We start from the raw sequence: 17394 nt of genomic DNA on the forward strand, positions 1-17394 counted from the left end.
CTATGAAAACAAAACGGATATTCGGATTTTTCGCATTGCTGCTCATTTTTGGGGCATCGTTTGCCATGGGAATCAGTGCGGCAAAAGACCACATTGTGGACGATGGTTATGGAATAGGGGATGTTGCTGCGGATTTTTCACTGAAAAATGTGGATGGCAAGATGGTGTCTTTGTCCGACTATGCCAACGCCAAGGGATTTTTGGTCATTTTCACTTGCAATACCTGTCCGTATGCGAAGGCCTATGAAGATCGTATTATCGCTCTGGACAAGAAATACAAGTCCAAAGGTGTGCCTGTGATTGCCATCAACCCAAATACGAAATCGGGGGATGGTTTTGCCGAAATGCAGGAAAGAGCCAAGGAAAAGGGATTTACCTACCCCTATCTTCATGATGAGGGACAAAAAGTATATCCGCAATACGGGGCCACCAAAACCCCTCACGTATTCTTGTTGGAAAAAACACAAACAGGAAATGTGGTGCGCTACATCGGTGCTATTGATGACAATTACCAAGATGCATCGCAAGTGGATGAGAAATTTGTGGAAAACGCAGTGGACGCCCTATTGGCGGGAAAAGAAATCAATCCCAATACCACCAAGGCCATTGGGTGTGGTATCAAGTAGAGAGGCTGTTCTAAAATAAAACACATGGAAATCCGGAGTAACGCTCCGGATTTTTATTTTTGCAGAGATAAAAACAGAATACTATGTCAGATCTATCACAAGAGGAATGGGCGGAGCAGCTCGAAAATGACGACAACGCCTTCATATTGGATGTGCGTACCCCCGAGGAAGTGGAAGAAGGGTATATCCCCGGAGCCACCAATATCGATATCTATTTGGGGCAGGAGTTTCTGGACGAACTGGAAAAACTGGACAAATCCAAAAACTATTATGTGTACTGCAGATCGGGCAACCGAAGTGGGCAGGCCTGTGCCATCATGAACAGTATAGGAATAGAAAATGCATATAACTTGGAAGGCGGCTTTATGAACTGGGAAGGCGAAGTGGCAGAGTAGACCTCCATTCATCCCAAATCGATGCGAGAAGACCTACTACATTTTATTTGGAGGCACAACAAGCTTCCAAAGCATGGACTATGCGCTGGGGAAAACGGGAATGTGGCCATTAAGTCCGCAGGAACCCAGAATCCCTACGCAGGCCCCGACTTTTTCAATGCCCAAGTGGAAATCAATGGCCAGCTTTGGGCAGGCAATGTGGAAATGCATATCAAGTCATCCGATTGGTATGCGCACCACCACGAGACAGATGAAAATTATGACAGCGTCATCCTCCACGTAGTTTGGGAAGGTGACGTTGCTGTTTTTAGGAGGGACGGTTCCCAGATTCCCGCCTTGGAGCTGAGCCGTTATGTACCGGAACAACTTCTGATGGCTTACAGGGAACTTATGGAAAACTCCAAGCCCGGCTTCATCAATTGTGAAAAGGATTTTGGCGCCATCGACCCTTTTTTAGTGGAAAGCTGGCTGCACCGATTGTACATCGAACGGTTGGAGCACAAATCCGAACTCATACTCGACCTGTTGAAAAGGTCGAACAACAATTGGGAAGCGGTCTTGTTCATATTGTTGGCCAAAAATTTTGGGTCCAAGGTGAACGGGACCTTCTTCTTGGAGCGGGCACAGCAATTGGATTTTTCCATTGTCAGAAAGACCAGCAACGAACCTTTTCAGTTGGAAAGCCTCTTGTTTGGCCACTTTGGACTTCTGGACGAAAGGGATTGTACGGATGGATATTATCTGCACCTCCAAAAGGAGTACGATTACCTCTCCAGAAAATACGATTTGTCCATTCGTACTGGGAAACCTGAATTCTTTGGTCTCCGGCCACACAATTTTCCCACCCTTCGTGTTTCGCAATTGGCCAATCTGTATCATGGCAGGCAGGGCATATTCTCGGAGCTGATGGCCAGCCTTTCCTTGAAGGATGTCCATCGCATTTTTGATGTGGGGGCCAGCCCGTATTGGCATGATCATTTTACCTTTGGTAAGACATCCCGGAAAAGTGCAAAGAAGCTTTCGAGAAAATTCATCGACCTCTTGGTCATCAACACCTTGGTGCCGTTAAAATTTTGCTATGCCAAACATTTGGGGAAAGATTGGAACGAAGAACTAATCGCCCTCATGGCTGAAGTGGAAAAGGAAAGCAATTCCATCATTGCAAATTTTGAAAGACTTGGAGCAAAAGCCAAGAATGCTTTGGAAAGCCAGGCCCAATTGGAACTGTACACAAATTACTGTGCCAAGAATAAATGCCTGCAGTGCCGTTTGGGCACCCAATTATTGAACAGAAATACCTAATTTTGAGCATGTCTTTGTTCTATAATACCCTATATTATTTCCAGAAAAGGGGCTTTGAGGTATGTAGGCGCATAGCCGAACGGTTGGGAATCCGTGCCAGGGTGGTGCGCACCAGTTTCATCTATCTGACCTTTGTGACCTTGGGTTTTGGTTTTGCGCTCTATCTTTTCATCGCCTTCTGGCTCCGCATCAAGGATTTGGTCTACACAAAGCGGACTTCTGTTTTTGATCTATGATGGTCGTGCTCATCAAGCTAAGGGCTGAAAAATATAAGGGTGTTTTATTGCCGCTACAAAAAATTCCGCATACCATAGTTAAAAAAACATAAAATTTGATAGCGTTGATTTTTTTTTGGATATTGCTGCCTTTACCATACCAAAAACTAACTAATACCAACATATGAAGTATTTTCTTACTCTAATGTCTTTTTTTGCCCTGACTTTGGGCTTTTCACAGGAATTGACCGTTGAGGGCAAGACCTACAATGTTTCCAAGAACATCAATGACGGTGCCTTAGAGCTTGAAGTGAGCGGAGGGGTTGAGCCTTATACCTATAAATGGAGCAACCAAAGTACGCCGCTGACCTCAAAAAGGGCACAGGGTCTTGTGGAAGGCATACCCTATAGTGTTGTGGTGACCGATGCGGCCGGAAATTCCGTGACAAAGGAATTTGAGATCAAGACAGAATCGATCACCGAAATTTTTAATGGAACCATGACCCCGGCAGTAAGCGCTTTGGGGTCTGTTCTTTTTTGGGACCCTTTTGCGGCCATCGGAATCTATGATCCCGTGGCATATGCAGATGTGAAGCTGATAGGGGTGCCCGATTGGAGCAACGAGACCCAGGACAAGTTTGTGATGAAGCAATGGCTGAAGGCCGATGGACAAAATGTTGCGGTCGGGGACGATATTGCCATCATTACCAGTGACAAGAACGGGGACATCACCATTAAGGCCACAGCAAAAGGAAGACTCCGTCACAAAGTGAAGGAAGGAAAGGTGATATACAATTCCGAGAACCAAGAGCACGTCATCGAACAGGGCGCGCACTACTTTGCGGAAGTGGAGTATGATGAGCCAATCGCCATGGTCCACCCCAATGGAGATTCCATTATAAAAGGTATCCCGTTTATCGTGATATGGTTGGTACTTGGAGCGTTGTTCTTCACCATCCGTATGGGCTTTATCAACATTCGTGGATTTAGGCACTCCATTGATTTGGCCAAAGGAAAATATGATGACCCGGATGCACCTGGGCAAGTGACCCACTTCCAAGCTTTGGCCACTGCCGTTTCCGGTACCGTGGGCCTTGGAAACATCGCAGGAGTTGCCGTGGCAGTATCCCTAGGGGGTGCAGGGGCCACTTTCTGGATGATCGTTTGTGGATTGTTGGGTATGTCCTCCAAGTTTGTGGAGTGTACCCTCGGGGTCAAATACCGTGACATATTGCCTGATGGCCGTGTGTTCGGTGGCCCGATGAATTATTTGCGCTACGGTCTCGAAAAAAGAAACATGAAAGGCTTTGGAAAGGTGTTGGCAGGTGTTTTTGCCGTACTGGCCATCGGTGCCTCCTTTGGAGGAGGTAACATGTTCCAGGCCAACCAATCCTTTGAGCAATTGGCAGGGCAGTTCCCCGTTTTGGCAGGCAACGGATTCTGGTTTGGTGTCATTACCGCAATTTTGGTCGGAGTGGTCATCATCGGCGGGATCAGCAGTATTGCCAAAGTAACAGGTAAGATAGTGCCCATCATGGCATCGATATACATTGTGGCGGCCCTTGCCGTCATCATCATGAACATACAGAATATTGGCCCGGCCTTTTCCGCCATTTTTGATGGGGCCTTCAGTCCTTCGGCACTAAAAGGTGGAATCCTGGGGGTATTGGTCATTGGTTTCCAACGAGCCGCCTTTTCCAATGAGGCAGGGGTCGGTTCAGCGGCCATTGCCCACAGTACGGCCAAAACGAACAATCCACCATCCGAAGGTTTTGTGGCCTTGTTGGAGCCGTTTATAGACACGGTGGTGGTCTGTACGCTAACGGCATTGGTATTGATCTTTACCGGTATGCACGAAGTTGAAGGTATGGCTGGTGCCCAGTTGACATCAGATGCCTTCGGAAGCCAGATTTCTTGGTTCCCTTACATATTGGCCTTGGCAGTGTTCCTTTTTGCCTTCTCCACCATGATTTCTTGGTCTTACTACGGAATGAGGGCTTGGACGTATCTGTTCGGCAAGAGCAAGCGTTCCGAAATGATCTATAAAATGTTGTTCTTGGTGTTTGTGGTAGTGGGTGCTTCCGTAAGTTTGGGGGCGGTATTGGATTTCTCCGATATGATGATATTGGCCATGTCCTTCCCGAACATCATAGGATTGTACATCATGTCCGGTGAGGTGAAAAAAGATCTGGACGGTTATTTGCTGAAATTGAAGTCCAACCAGCTTTTCAAAAAATTGAAAGGCTAAGCATTGGCTTGAAATAATCATGAGACTATCCCACTTTAAGTTCAACAAACAGGAACGGAGTGGGATTTTCTTTTTATTGCTTCTTGTGGCACTGCTACAGGGAGTTTATTTTTTTGTTAAGTCAAAACCTTTTGGTGGCAGCCCAAAATTTAACGAGGATGTCTTGGCCTTGGCCCAATTGGACAGTTTGAGAAATGTTGTTCTAAGCGATTCTTTGAGACTGCTTCCCTTCAACCCCAACTATATTAGTGATTACAAGGGATATGTTCTTGGGTTGTCCACGGACGAACTGGACCGATTGTTTGCTTTTCGGAAACAGGGAAAGTATGTGAATTCCGCAGAAGATTTTCAGGAAGTGACCCAGATTTCAGATTCCCTTCTGGAAGCCATCTCCCCGTATTTCAAGTTTCCTGAATGGAGACAAAGGGAAACTATAAAACCATCTGTCCCATTTATCCCAAAGGAGAAAGTAGTTGTTCCCAAGGATCTGAACCTTGCCACCAAGGAAGAGTTGATGCGGGTGAACGGTATCGGGGAGAAGCTATCGGACAGGATCATCAACTTTAGGGACAAGCTCGGCGGGTTTTTAGTGAACGAGCAGCTCTATGATGTGTACGGGCTGGACCCGGATGTCGTAAAAAGGGCGTTGGCCCGTTTTCAGGTGCTCCATCAACCCAACATTACAAAAATCAATATCAACATAGCTTCAATACAGGAACTTTCAGCTTTGCTGTACATCAATCGTGACCTGGCAAGGGAAATTGTATCACATAGGGAAGCCAATGGGGCCTTTTCAGCATTGGACGAATTAGTGAACGTTAAGACCTTTCCAAAGGAAAGGATTGATAGAATTAAGCTATATTTGACCCTATAAAATTGCACGAATGGTTACGGAAACTATGTCCATGATGAACTTTGATTATTCAGAGACCCAAAAAATGGTAGCTGAATCTGCTCGGGATTTTGCCCAGCAATACATTTTTCCCCATGTGATGGAATGGGACGAGGCACAGACCTTTCCCGTAGAAGTCTTCAAAAAAGCAGGTGAGTTTGGATTTATGGGAATTTTGGTACCAGAGGAACTGGGAGGTTCTGGGTTGGGCTATCATGAATATATCGCCATTTTGGAGGAAATCTCCAAAGTGGACCCCTCCATTGGACTTTCCGTGGCGGCACACAATTCGCTTTGCACCAACCATATCCTGTCGTTTGGCAACGAAGAACAAAAACACCGTTGGATACCAAAATTGGCCAGTGCCGAATGGATTGGTGCTTGGGGGCTTACCGAGCACAACACGGGGTCGGATGCTGGAGGAATGAATACCACTGCAGTGAAGGATGGGGATGATTGGGTGCTGAACGGTGCCAAAAACTTCATTACCCATGGCAAGAGCGGGGATATCGCCGTTGTGATTGCCAGAACAGGGGAGAAGGGGGATAGTCATGGCATGACCGCCTTTGTTGTTGAAAAAGGAACTCCCGGCTTCACGAGTGGTAAAAAAGAAAACAAACTGGGCATGAGGGCCAGTGAAACAGCAGAACTTATCTTTTCCGACTGTAGGATTCCCGATGCCAACCGTTTGGGCGAAGTGGGCGATGGCTTTGTACAGTCCATGAAAGTATTGGACGGCGGCAGGATTTCCATAGGGGCCCTTTCGCTGGGCATTGCCAAAGGAGCATACGAAGCCGCCTTGAAATATTCCAAGGAACGGGTGCAGTTTGGAAAGCCGATATGTGAGTTCCAAGGTATTTCCTTCAAATTGGCGGATATGGCCACAGAAATAGAGGCATCGGAGCTACTGTTGCACAAGGCCGCTTTCCTTAAGAACGAGGGAAGGCCCATGACCAAATTGAGCGCCATGTCCAAAATGTATGCTTCGGAAGTTTGTGTGAAAGTGGCCAGTGAGGCTGTTCAGATCCATGGAGGATACGGATACACCAAAGACTTTCCCGTTGAAAAGTTTTACCGCGATTCAAAACTGTGCACCATAGGTGAGGGGACCACCGAGATCCAAAAATTGGTGATCTCAAGAAATATTCTCAAGTAATTTGCACGGAAAAAATTAATAAATGTATATTTGCACTCCAAAATTCTAAAAGAAAGGAGGTTGTAGCCCATGTTGATAATACCAGTTAAAGAAGGAGAGAACATCGATAGAGCCCTGAAGCGTTTCAAGCGAAAGTTTGACAAAACGGGAACCATGCGCCAGTTGCGAAGCAGGCAGCAGTTCACCAAGCCTTCTGTAGAGCGTAGAGCTCAAATTCAGAAAGCGCAGTATATTCAAGGTCTTAGGGACCAAGAAGAAGTATAGGGTTCAGCTGAACAATATATACCATCCCGTTCCATCATTGGAACGGGATTTTTTTGTTTTATACACTGGGCGATTGGGATTTCGCTATTTTTGGGATATGTCCGTATCTGCTTTCATAGCATATCTCAAACTGGAGAAGAACTACTCGCCCCATACCATAAAGGCCTACGAGCGGGATATTGGGGAGTTTTCCACCTTTTGTGAGGAACACCACGATACATCTTCCATTACCGATGTTGGTTACTCCCTGATCCGTAACTGGATCGTTTCCCTATCCGATAGCGGGATGTCCAATAGGAGCATCAACAGAAAAATTTCATCCCTGCAGGCTTACTACAAATTTTTGATGAAGGTGGGGCAGATTGCCGTTTCACCTTTGGTGAAGCACCGGGCGCTCAAGACCGAGAAGAAGGTGGAGGTGCCGTTCTCCGAGCGTGAAATGGACACCATCCTTTCCGAAATACCCTTCCCGGACAATTTTGAAGGCATGCGGGACAAACTGATCATAGAGCTTCTATATGCCTCTGGGATGCGAAGAGCGGAAATGGTCAATCTTAAGATAAACGATGTGGACCTGAACAGGGGTACCCTAAAAGTGTTGGGCAAGAGGAACAAGGAGCGGATATTGCCTCTTTTGCCTTCATCCGTAGAGCTCATAAAGGACTATTTGGCGCGGCGTTCCGAGGTGGAAAACGGGGCTGGATCACTTTATCTTTTTTTAACAGAAAATGGTCTTAAAATTTACGAAACACTTGTTTATCGAGTCATAAATAAGTATTTTAGTTTAGTGTCCCCCAAGGTAAAAAAGAGCCCGCACATACTGCGGCATACCTTTGCAACACACATGCTGAACAGGGGGGCTGATTTGAATTCGGTCAAGGAATTATTGGGCCATTCAAGTTTGGCATCCACGCAGGTGTACACACACAACAGCATTGCCGAACTGAAGAAAGTTCATCAAAAGGCCCATCCCAGAAACAAGAAATAGACCTTTCTTGTATTGTTTAACACCGCTGCCGCTGGCAGTACTAAAAACTAAGTCCTATGAAGGTAAACGCACAATCGGTAAATTTTGTAGCTGATGGTAAGCTCATCGACTTTATCCAGAAAAGAATGGATAAGATGGAATTGTTCTATGACAGGGTCATTGATTCGGAAGTTTTTTTGAAAGTGGACAACACGAGTGCAAAGGAGAACAAAATAGTGGAAATCATGGTCTCCGTGCCCAGGGATAAATTTATGGTAAAAAAACAGTGCAAGTCCTTTGAGGAAGCGGTGGATTCGGCCTGTAGTTCATTGGAAAGACAATTGGTCAAACGAAAGGAGAAATTAAGGGCCAAGGCCTGATCAAAATTTTTGAAATTTTATTTTGATTAAAAGAAAATATCTCTACATTTGCAGTCCGTTAGAAATAGCGGACTTTTTTTGTGACCGAAAGGGGTTCAAAATGCCGATATAGCTCAGTTGGCTAGAGCACGTGATTTGTAATCTCGGGGTCGTGGGTTCGAGTCCCTCTATCGGCTCGTAAAGTACTGAAAAATAAGGCGGGGAGATACTCAAGCGGCCAACGAGGACAGACTGTAAATCTGTTGGTTTTCACCTTCGCAGGTTCGAATCCTGCTCTCCCCACGAAAATTGCCCAACGGTAATTTAAAGAGTGGAAGTTTTTTGAAATTATGATTATCTGGGGTTCAGGCCCCAAAAAAAATGCGGGAGTAGCTCAGTTGGTAGAGCGTCAGCCTTCCAAGCTGAATGTCGCCGGTTCGAACCCGGTCTCCCGCTCTAGATCTGAAACTTTGGTTTCAAGAAGAAGGTTGAAGTTTTTGCGAGCTTGCTTGTGACTTTAAACTCTAAACCTGATTAACCCATAGGCCGGTGTAGCTCAGGGGTAGAGCGTTTCCTTGGTAAGGAAGAGGTCAGGGGTTCAAATCCCCTCATTGGCTCAAAACGATTTGTACACTAATATAAACTAAGAATTAAATTATTTTAAAATGGCAAAGGAAACTTTCGATCGTTCCAAACCCCACTTAAATATTGGTACCATTGGACACGTGGATCACGGTAAAACTACATTGACTGCCGCTATTACAACCGTATTGGCGAACGCAGGTCTTTCTGAGATGAGAAGCTTTGACTCCATCGACAATGCGCCAGAGGAGAAAGAAAGAGGTATTACTATCAATACTTCACACGTTGAGTATCAAACTGCTAACCGTCACTACGCCCACGTTGACTGTCCTGGTCACGCGGATTACGTAAAGAACATGGTTACCGGTGCTGCTCAGATGGACGGCGCCATCTTGGTTGTTGCTGCAACTGATGGTCCTATGCCGCAAACTCGTGAGCACATCCTTTTGGGTCGTCAGGTAGGTATTCCACGTATCGTTGTTTTCTTGAACAAAGTTGACATGGTGGATGATGAGGAGCTTTTGGAGCTTGTTGAGATGGAAGTAAGGGAATTGCTTTCTTTCTACGAGTACGATGGTGACAACGGTCCCGTTATCGCTGGTTCTGCACTTGGTGCCTTGAACGGTGAGCAAAAATGGGTTGACACTGTAATGCAGTTGATGGATGCTGTTGACAGCTGGATCGAACTTCCTGAAAGGGATGTTGATAAGCCTTTCTTGATGCCTATCGAAGATGTGTTCACTATCACAGGTCGTGGTACTGTTGCAACAGGTCGTATCGAAACTGGTGTTGCCAACACAGGTGACCCTGTAGAGATCATCGGTATGGGTGCTGAGAAATTGACTTCCACTATCACTGGTGTTGAGATGTTCCGTAAGATTTTGGACAGGGGTGAAGCTGGTGACAACGTTGGTCTTCTTTTGAGAGGTATCGAAAAATCCGATATCAAAAGAGGTATGGTAATCTGTAAGCCAGGTTCCGTTAAGCCACACGCCAAATTCAAAGCTGAGGTCTATATCCTCAAGAAAGAAGAAGGTGGTCGTCACACTCCATTCCACAACAACTACCGTCCTCAGTTCTACGTTCGTACAACTGACGTAACAGGAAACATCAACCTTCCTGATGGAGTTGAAATGGTTATGCCTGGTGACAACTTGACAATCACTGTTGATTTGATCCAGCCTATCGCGTTGAACGTGGGTCTACGTTTCGCTATCCGTGAGGGTGGTAGAACAGTAGGTGCTGGTCAGGTTACTGAGATTCTAGATTAATCATATATAAAAGTATTGCACTAAAGGGTGTCCTGAGCTATCGGGATACCTTTCAGTGTAAATATAAACGGGTGTAGCTCAGTTGGTAGAGCACTGGTCTCCAAAACCAGGTGTCGGGAGTTCGAGTCTCTCCTCCCGTGCAAAGGTAAAAGCATGATGACGGGATTAAAACCTCTCTGAGGCCTGTGTTGAGCACAGAGCTGAAACATGCAAGTTAATTCAAAGAAGATTATGATCACTTACATAAAAGAATCTTTCGAAGAGCTAAAGAACAATGTTACTTGGTTGGAAAAAGGTAAGGCCTCCAACCTAATGGTCATCGTGGCAGTTTTTTCAATCTTGTTCGCATTGGCCACTTGGGGAGTGGATTCCCTGTTCAGTAAGTTGATCAGATTGTATTTTGAAAAATTAATAGGATAACGATCGGTATGTCTGAGGTTCTGGAGAAAAAATGGTATGTGGTAAGAGCGGTCAGTGGTCAGGAAAACAAGATCAAGGGCTATATTGAAACAGAGGTTGAACGAAACGGTTTTGGCGATTACCTTGAAGAAGTTCTCGTACCTACCGAAAAAGTCGTACAGATCAGAAACGGAAAGAAGATCAACAAGGAAAGGGTTTACTTTCCAGGTTATATCATGATAAAGGCCAATTTGGGTGGTGAAATGGTGCACATTATCCGTTCCATTACCAATGTGATCGGCTTTTTGGGAGAAACCAAGGGAGGAGATCCCGTGCCTTTGCGGAAATCAGAGGTGAACCGTATGCTGGGGAAAGTGGACGAGTTGGCCGTCAACACGGACAACGTATCCATTCCATTTGTGCTGGGTGAAACGGTGAAGGTTATTGATGGACCTTTCAATGGGTTCAATGGGACCGTTGAAAAAATCAATGAAGAAAAGCGTAAGCTGGAAGTGATGGTAAAGATTTTCGGAAGAAAGACACCATTGGAGCTCAGCTATATGCAAGTTGAAAAAGTATAACAAGAGCTGTTACATAGATAAAGCTGTGTTGCTTCCAATTGACACAACTTTGAATTTAATTAGAAACAATGGCAAAAGAAGTAAGTAAGGTAGTTAAATTACAAGTTAGGGGAGGTGCTGCGAATCCGTCGCCACCGGTTGGACCCGCCTTAGGTGCTGCCGGTGTTAACATCATGGAGTTCTGCAAGCAGTTCAATGCTCGTACGCAGGACAAACAGGGCAAGGTATTGCCTGTTGTTATCACCGTCTATATGGACAAATCTTTCGAGTTTGTCGTAAAAACACCACCTGCGGCAGTTCAATTGATGGAAGCAGCTAAGATTAAAAAAGGATCGGGCGAACCTAACAGGGTCAAGAACGGTACCGTATCATGGGACCAAGTGAAGACCATTGCAGAAGACAAAATGGTGGATTTGAACGCATTCACTATCGAATCTGCAATGAGCATGGTAGCAGGTACTGCCAGATCAATGGGCCTAAAAGTATCGGGCACCAAACCTTTTTAAAATCTCAAAGCAATTTATAAATGGCAAGATTGACGAAAAAGCAGAAAGAGGCCCAAGCCAAGATAGAGAAGAACAAACTCTATTCATTGGAAGAGGCATCAGCTTTGGTAAAAGAAATAACCAATGTAAAATTTGACGCTTCCATTGATATTGCAGTTCGTTTGGGTGTAGATCCACGAAAAGCAAACCAAATGGTGCGTGGCGTGGTTACCCTTCCACACGGAACTGGTAAGGACGTAAAAGTTTTGGCATTGGTGACCCCGGATAAAGAAGCAGAAGCTAAAGAAGCTGGAGCTGACTTTGTAGGGTTGGACGATTATTTGGATAAGATCAAAGGCGGTTGGACCGATGTTGATGTGATCATCACCATGCCAAGCGTTATGGGCAAATTGGGTCCATTGGGTCGCGTATTGGGACCTAGGGGATTGATGCCCAATCCAAAGACCGGAACCGTGACCATGGAGGTCGGAAAAGCCGTATCCGATGTGAAGGCCGGTAAAATTGACTTTAAAGTGGACAAAACTGGAATTGTACATGCCGCTATCGGTAAAGCTTCGTTCTCTGCGGACAAGATTGCAGGAAACGCCAAGGAATTGATCGATACTTTGGTGAAACTGAAGCCTTCCGCAGCAAAAGGAGTGTACATGAAGAGCATCTACTTGTCCAGTACCATGAGTCCCAGTGTTCAATTGGATCCCAAAGCAGTTTAATTTAACTGGTAGTTCAATATTTTAACTATGACAAGAGAAGAAAAAGCAATCGTAATAGAAGATTTGACTGCACAGTTGGCCGAGGCCGCTAATATTTATTTGGCGGATATCTCCGGATTGGACGCTGTTGCCACTTCCAACTTAAGAAGGGCATGTTTCAAGGCGAACATTAAACTCGCGGTGGTCAAGAACACCTTGCTTGCAAAAGCAATGGAAGCCTCCGATAAGGAATTTGGTGAACTTCCCACAGTATTGAAGGGCAATACCTCTTTGATGTTGTCCGAAACAGGGAACGCACCTGCGAAACTTATCAAGGACTTTAGAAAGAAATCAGATAAACCTTTGTTGAAAGGAGCTTTTATAGCTGAAGCGATCTACGTTGGAGACGAGAACCTCGAGGCACTTGTGAACATCAAGTCCAAAGAAGAGGTCATCGGGGATATCATCGGATTGTTGCAGTCCCCTGCCAAGAACGTTATCTCTGGACTTAAGTCCGGTGGTGGCAAACTGGCTGGAATCCTCAAGACATTATCTGAGAAATAATTCGCGCACAATAAACTAAGTATATTTTTAAAATTTCATTAAACGATAGAAAAATGGCAGATTTAAAAGATTTTGCAGAACAGTTGGTAAACCTTACCGTAAAAGAGGTAAATGAATTGGCCGACATCCTTAAGAACGAATACGGTATCGAGCCTGCTGCTGCTGCAGTAGCTGTTGCTGCTGGCGGTGCCGCTGGTGGTGATGCTGAAGCCGCTGAGGAAAAAACCGAATTTGATGTGATCCTTAAGGCAGCCGGTGCCTCTAAATTGGCAGTGGTTAAATTGGTCAAGGAACTGACTGGTCTTGGATTGAAAGAAGCTAAGGACATCGTTGACAGCGCACCTAAAGCTGTTAAGGAAGGAATTTCTAAAGACGAAGCCGAAGGCATCAAAAAATCATTGGAAGAAGCAGGAGCAGAAGTTGAGCTTAAATAATAGCTTTTCCCATATAAGTTTGGTTAAGGTCTTTCCATTTTTTGGTTAGACCTTAGCCTATTTTAATAAGGAGTGTATAAAGCCGTACACCGACCCACATAGTATTCACGTTCAAAATTTGTCCATAGATGTTCACAAACACTATTGAAAGAGTTAATTTCGCATCCGCTAAGAACATACCGGAATACCCGGATTTCTTGGACATTCAGATAAAATCGTTTCAGGATTTCTTCCAATTAGAAACTAAATCTGACGAAAGAGGGAACGAAGGTCTCTACAACACCTTCATGGAGAATTTTCCAATCACCGATACCAGAAACCAGTTCGTGCTGGAATTTTTGGATTACTTTATAGATCCACCCAGATATTCCATCCAAGAATGTATCGAGCGTGGACTTACCTATAGCGTTCCCCTAAAGGCACGCCTTAAACTGTACTGTACCGATCCCGAGCACGAGGACTTTGAGACCATAGTGCAGGATGTGTACTTGGGCACCATCCCATACATGACTCCCAGCGGAACGTTTGTGATCAACGGAGCGGAACGTGTGGTGGTTTCCCAGTTGCACCGATCCCCAGGGGTCTTCTTCGGACAGTCGTTCCACGCCAACGGGACAAAACTATATTCGGCCAGGGTAATCCCTTTCAAAGGATCTTGGATCGAATTTGCTACGGATATCAATGGTGTAATGTACGCCTATATTGACCGTAAGAAAAAATTACCGGTGACCACCCTTTTCCGTGCCATTGGCTTCGAAAGGGACAAGGATATCCTCGAAATCTTCGACCTCTCGGAAGAAGTAAAAGTTTCCAAGGCCGGATTGAAAAAGGTATTGGGCCGTAAACTGGCCGCTAGGGTGCTGAACACATGGCATGAGGATTTCGTGGACGAAGATACTGGAGAAGTAGTGTCCATCGAGCGTAACGAGATCATCCTAGATCGTGATACCATTTTGGAAAAAGAGCATATCGATGAGATCATTGATGCCGACGTGAAGACCATTCTGCTTCACAAGGAGAACAATGCACAGTCCGATTATGCCATCATCCACAACACATTGCAAAAAGACCCTACCAACTCTGAAAAAGAAGCGGTAGAGCACATCTATAGACAATTGCGTAATGCCGAGCCGCCCGATGAGGAGACCGCCCGTGGTATTATCGAGAAATTGTTCTTCTCCGACCAGCGTTACTCCTTGGGAGAAGTAGGGCGTTACAGAATGAACAAGAAATTGGGCTTGGATATTGGTATGGACAAAGAGGTCCTTACCAAAGAAGACATCATCACGATCATCAAGTATTTGATCGAGTTGATCAACTCCAAGGCAGAGATCGATGATATCGACCACTTGTCCAACCGTCGTGTACGTACCGTTGGAGAGCAATTGTCCCAACAGTTTGGTGTAGGTTTGGCCCGTATGGCCCGTACCATCCGTGAGCGTATGAACGTCCGTGACAACGAAGTGTTCACCCCGATCGATTTGATCAACGCGAAGACCTTGTCATCCGTGATCAACTCTTTCTTTGGGACCAACCAGTTGTCCCAGTTCATGGACCAGACCAACCCGTTGGCAGAGATCACACACAAGAGAAGATTGTCAGCCCTGGGACCAGGTGGTCTTTCCCGAGAAAGAGCCGGATTCGAGGTGCGTGACGTTCACTATACCCACTACGGAAGATTGTGTCCGATCGAGACACCTGAAGGACCGAACATTGGTTTGATCTCCTCACTTTCCGTATTTGCAAAAGTGAACAGCATGGGCTTCTTGGAAACCCCTTATCGTAAGGTTGAAAATGGGGTTGTGGATACCAAGGAATTTAGGTATCTCAGTGCAGAGGAAGAAGAGGGAATGAAGATTGCCCAGGCCAATATTCCATTGAAAGACGATGGAACCATTGACAGGGAGAAGGTCATCGCCCGTGATGAAGGGGATTTCCCAGTGGTGGACCCAGTGGAGATCAACTACACCGACGTTGCCCCGAACCAGATTGCATCCATCTCCGCATCCTTGATCCCATTCTTGGAGCATGATGATGCGAACCGTGCCTTGATGGGCTCCAACATGATGCGCCAGGCCGTACCATTGTTGCGTCCAGAATCCCCGATCGTGGGTACAGGTCTTGAAAGACAGGTAGCTACCGATTCCAGGGTATTGATCAATGCAGAGGGAGATGGTGTTGTGGAATATGTGGATGCACAGAAGATCACCATCAAATATGACAGGACCGAGGAAGAGCGCTTGGTAAGCTTCGAAGAAGATTCCAAGACCTACGAATTGGTGAAATTCAGAAAGACCAACCAAGGTACCAGCATCAACTTGAAACCCATCGTAAGAAAAGGGGACAAGGTGAAAAAAGGACAGGTACTTTGTGAAGGATATGCCACCGAAAAAGGAGAATTGGCCTTGGGTAGGAACATGAAGGTTGCCTTCATGCCTTGGAAAGGGTACAACTTCGAGGATGCGATCGTGATCTCTGAAAAAGTGGTCCGCGAGGACATCTTTACTTCGGTGCATATCGATGAGTATGCCTTGGAAGTAAGGGATACCAAATTGGGAGCAGAGGAATTGACCAATGACATCCCCAACGTATCCGAAGAAGCCACTAGGGATTTGGATGAGTACGGTATGATCCGTATCGGTGCCGAAGTGAAACCTGGTGATATCTTGATCGGTAAGATCACTCCAAAAGGAGAATCCGATCCTACACCTGAAGAAAAACTGTTGCGTGCCATTTTTGGTGACAAGGCAGGAGATGTGAAAGATGCTTCCTTGAAGGCATCACCATCTTTGAGAGGTGTGGTCATCGACAAGAAACTCTTCTCGCGTTCCATCAAGGACAAGAGAAAACGTTCCGAGGATAAAGAAGCGATCTCTAGGTTGGAGATGGACTACGAAGTGAAGTTCCAACAACTGAAGGATGTGCTGATCGAGAAATTGTTCGGTCTGGTCAATGGAAAGACATCGCAAGGTGTCATCAACGATCTGGGTGAGGAAGTACTTCCAAAAGGAAAGAAATACACCATCAAGATGTTGAACGCCGTTGACGATTTCGCCCACTTGGTAGGAGGTAGCTGGACAACCGATGAGGATACCAATGCTTTGGTGGCCGATCTGTTGCACAACTACAAGATCAAGTTGAACGATATCCAAGGAAACCTGAGAAGGGATAAGTTTACCATCTCCGTAGGGGATGAGCTTCCTGCAGGTATCATGAAGTTGGCCAAAGTCTATATCGCCAAGAAACGTAAGTTGAAAGTAGGTGATAAAATGGCGGGACGTCACGGTAACAAAGGTATCGTTGCCCGTATCGTTCGTCAAGAGGACATGCCTTTCTTGGAAGACGGAACCCCTGTGGACATTGTATTGAACCCACTGGGTGTACCTTCAAGGATGAACATTGGTCAGATCTATGAGACCGTTTTGGGTTGGGCAGGTTTGAAATTGGGCCAGAAATATGGTACCCCAATTTTTGACGGAGCTACCTTGGACGATATCAACGAACTTACCGATAAGGCTGGTGTTCCAAGATTTGGACATACCTACCTATATGATGGTGGAACCGGTCAACGTTTTGACCAAGCGGCCACAGTTGGTGTGATCTACATGCTGAAATTGGGCCACATGGTGGACGATAAGATGCACGCACGTTCCATCGGACCATACTCATTGATCACACAGCAACCATTGGGTGGTAAGGCCCAGTTTGGTGGTCAGCGTTTTGGAGAGATGGAGGTATGGGCATTGGAAGCCTATGGAGCTTCGGCTACCCTTAGGGAAATCCTGACCGTGAAGTCGGATGACGTTATCGGTAGGGCCAAGACCTATGAATCCATCGTAAAAGGTGAGACTATGCCAGAACCCGGCTTGCCGGAATCTTTCAACGTATTGATGCACGAACTTAAAGGTTTGGGCTTGGATATCAGATTGGAAGAATAGAACACT

Annotated in this window: 18 protein-coding genes and 5 tRNA genes; all 23 read left to right on the forward strand. The window is 45.7% G+C overall.

Annotation, left to right across the window (positions count from 1 at the left end):
- Positions 1 to 2 precede the first annotated feature (2 nt).
- The 23 genes from FOT42_RS13490 (at position 3) to rpoB (ending at position 17388) form a co-directional block, all read left to right on the forward strand.
- A complete protein-coding gene (locus tag FOT42_RS13490; protein WP_151891075.1) occupies positions 3 to 626 on the forward strand; it encodes a thioredoxin family protein in 624 nt (207 codons plus the stop codon).
- Between the two features lie 83 nt (positions 627 to 709).
- Positions 710 to 1021, forward strand: coding sequence for a rhodanese-like domain-containing protein (locus tag FOT42_RS13495; protein WP_072879598.1), 312 nt, complete (start codon positions 710 to 712; stop codon positions 1019 to 1021).
- Between the two features lie 21 nt (positions 1022 to 1042).
- Positions 1043 to 2323 carry a DUF2851 family protein gene (locus FOT42_RS13500; protein ID WP_151891076.1) on the forward strand — a complete coding sequence of 427 codons (1281 nt, stop codon included), beginning with the start codon at positions 1043 to 1045 and terminating at the stop codon, positions 2321 to 2323.
- 8 nt (positions 2324 to 2331) lie between these two features.
- Complete coding sequence (locus FOT42_RS13505) at positions 2332 to 2559, forward strand: PspC domain-containing protein (RefSeq protein WP_108424160.1); 228 nt, start codon at positions 2332 to 2334, stop codon at positions 2557 to 2559.
- 163 nt (positions 2560 to 2722) lie between these two features.
- Complete coding sequence (locus FOT42_RS13510) at positions 2723 to 4786, forward strand: amino acid carrier protein (RefSeq protein WP_151891077.1); 2064 nt, start codon at positions 2723 to 2725, stop codon at positions 4784 to 4786.
- A gap of 19 nt (positions 4787 to 4805) precedes the next feature.
- Complete coding sequence (locus tag FOT42_RS13515; protein WP_151891078.1) at positions 4806 to 5660, forward strand: ComEA family DNA-binding protein; 855 nt, start codon at positions 4806 to 4808, stop codon at positions 5658 to 5660.
- A 34-nt stretch (positions 5661 to 5694) separates the two neighbouring features.
- The gene (locus FOT42_RS13520) at positions 5695 to 6834 is read left to right on the forward strand and encodes an acyl-CoA dehydrogenase family protein (protein ID WP_151891092.1); all 1140 of its coding nucleotides are present in this window, start codon (positions 5695 to 5697) and stop codon (positions 6832 to 6834) included.
- A gap of 69 nt (positions 6835 to 6903) precedes the next feature.
- On the forward strand, positions 6904 to 7098 hold the full coding sequence (rpsU, locus tag FOT42_RS13525) for a 30S ribosomal protein S21 (protein ID WP_072879609.1): 195 nt from the start codon (positions 6904 to 6906) through the stop codon (positions 7096 to 7098).
- Between the two features lie 97 nt (positions 7099 to 7195).
- Positions 7196 to 8086 (forward strand): tyrosine-type recombinase/integrase, encoded by an 891-nt coding sequence (locus tag FOT42_RS13530; RefSeq protein WP_151891079.1) that lies wholly within the window; start codon positions 7196 to 7198, stop codon positions 8084 to 8086.
- Between the two features lie 56 nt (positions 8087 to 8142).
- The gene (hpf, locus tag FOT42_RS13535; protein WP_151891080.1) at positions 8143 to 8445 is read left to right on the forward strand and encodes a ribosome hibernation-promoting factor, HPF/YfiA family; all 303 of its coding nucleotides are present in this window, start codon (positions 8143 to 8145) and stop codon (positions 8443 to 8445) included.
- 102 nt (positions 8446 to 8547) lie between these two features.
- Positions 8548 to 8621 (forward strand) — tRNA-Thr (locus FOT42_RS13540).
- A gap of 23 nt (positions 8622 to 8644) precedes the next feature.
- Positions 8645 to 8727 (forward strand) — tRNA-Tyr (locus FOT42_RS13545).
- Between the two features lie 80 nt (positions 8728 to 8807).
- Positions 8808 to 8880, forward strand: a tRNA-Gly gene (locus FOT42_RS13550).
- 89 nt (positions 8881 to 8969) lie between these two features.
- Positions 8970 to 9041: transfer RNA gene (locus FOT42_RS13555), tRNA-Thr, on the forward strand.
- 48 nt (positions 9042 to 9089) lie between these two features.
- Positions 9090 to 10277, forward strand: a complete 1188-nt coding sequence (gene tuf / locus FOT42_RS13560; RefSeq protein ID WP_072879615.1) for an elongation factor Tu — start codon at positions 9090 to 9092, stop codon at positions 10275 to 10277.
- A gap of 67 nt (positions 10278 to 10344) precedes the next feature.
- Positions 10345 to 10417 (forward strand) — tRNA-Trp (locus FOT42_RS13565).
- Between the two features lie 91 nt (positions 10418 to 10508).
- Positions 10509 to 10697 (forward strand): preprotein translocase subunit SecE, encoded by a 189-nt coding sequence (secE, locus tag FOT42_RS13570; RefSeq protein WP_151891081.1) that lies wholly within the window; start codon positions 10509 to 10511, stop codon positions 10695 to 10697.
- An 8-nt stretch (positions 10698 to 10705) separates the two neighbouring features.
- Positions 10706 to 11257 (forward strand): transcription termination/antitermination protein NusG, encoded by a 552-nt coding sequence (gene nusG / locus FOT42_RS13575; protein WP_108424154.1) that lies wholly within the window; start codon positions 10706 to 10708, stop codon positions 11255 to 11257.
- Between the two features lie 68 nt (positions 11258 to 11325).
- Entirely contained in the window at positions 11326 to 11763 is a 438-nt protein-coding gene (gene rplK, locus FOT42_RS13580; RefSeq protein WP_072879621.1) for a 50S ribosomal protein L11, read from the forward strand.
- 20 nt (positions 11764 to 11783) lie between these two features.
- The gene (gene rplA, locus FOT42_RS13585; RefSeq protein WP_151891082.1) at positions 11784 to 12473 is read left to right on the forward strand and encodes a 50S ribosomal protein L1; all 690 of its coding nucleotides are present in this window, start codon (positions 11784 to 11786) and stop codon (positions 12471 to 12473) included.
- A gap of 27 nt (positions 12474 to 12500) precedes the next feature.
- On the forward strand, positions 12501 to 13016 hold the full coding sequence (gene rplJ / locus FOT42_RS13590; RefSeq protein WP_119618004.1) for a 50S ribosomal protein L10: 516 nt from the start codon (positions 12501 to 12503) through the stop codon (positions 13014 to 13016).
- Between the two features lie 53 nt (positions 13017 to 13069).
- Positions 13070 to 13450, forward strand: a complete 381-nt coding sequence (gene rplL / locus FOT42_RS13595) for a 50S ribosomal protein L7/L12 (protein WP_072879628.1) — start codon at positions 13070 to 13072, stop codon at positions 13448 to 13450.
- Positions 13451 to 13578: 128 nt separating this feature from the next.
- Positions 13579 to 17388 carry a DNA-directed RNA polymerase subunit beta gene (gene rpoB / locus FOT42_RS13600; protein WP_151891083.1) on the forward strand — a complete coding sequence of 1270 codons (3810 nt, stop codon included), beginning with the start codon at positions 13579 to 13581 and terminating at the stop codon, positions 17386 to 17388.
- The last annotated feature ends 6 nt before the right edge of the window (positions 17389 to 17394 follow it).

Origin of the sequence: Flagellimonas hadalis (assembly GCF_007785775.2) — a bacterium.
In the GTDB taxonomy this organism is placed as follows: Bacteria; Bacteroidota; Bacteroidia; order Flavobacteriales; family Flavobacteriaceae; genus Flagellimonas; species Flagellimonas hadalis.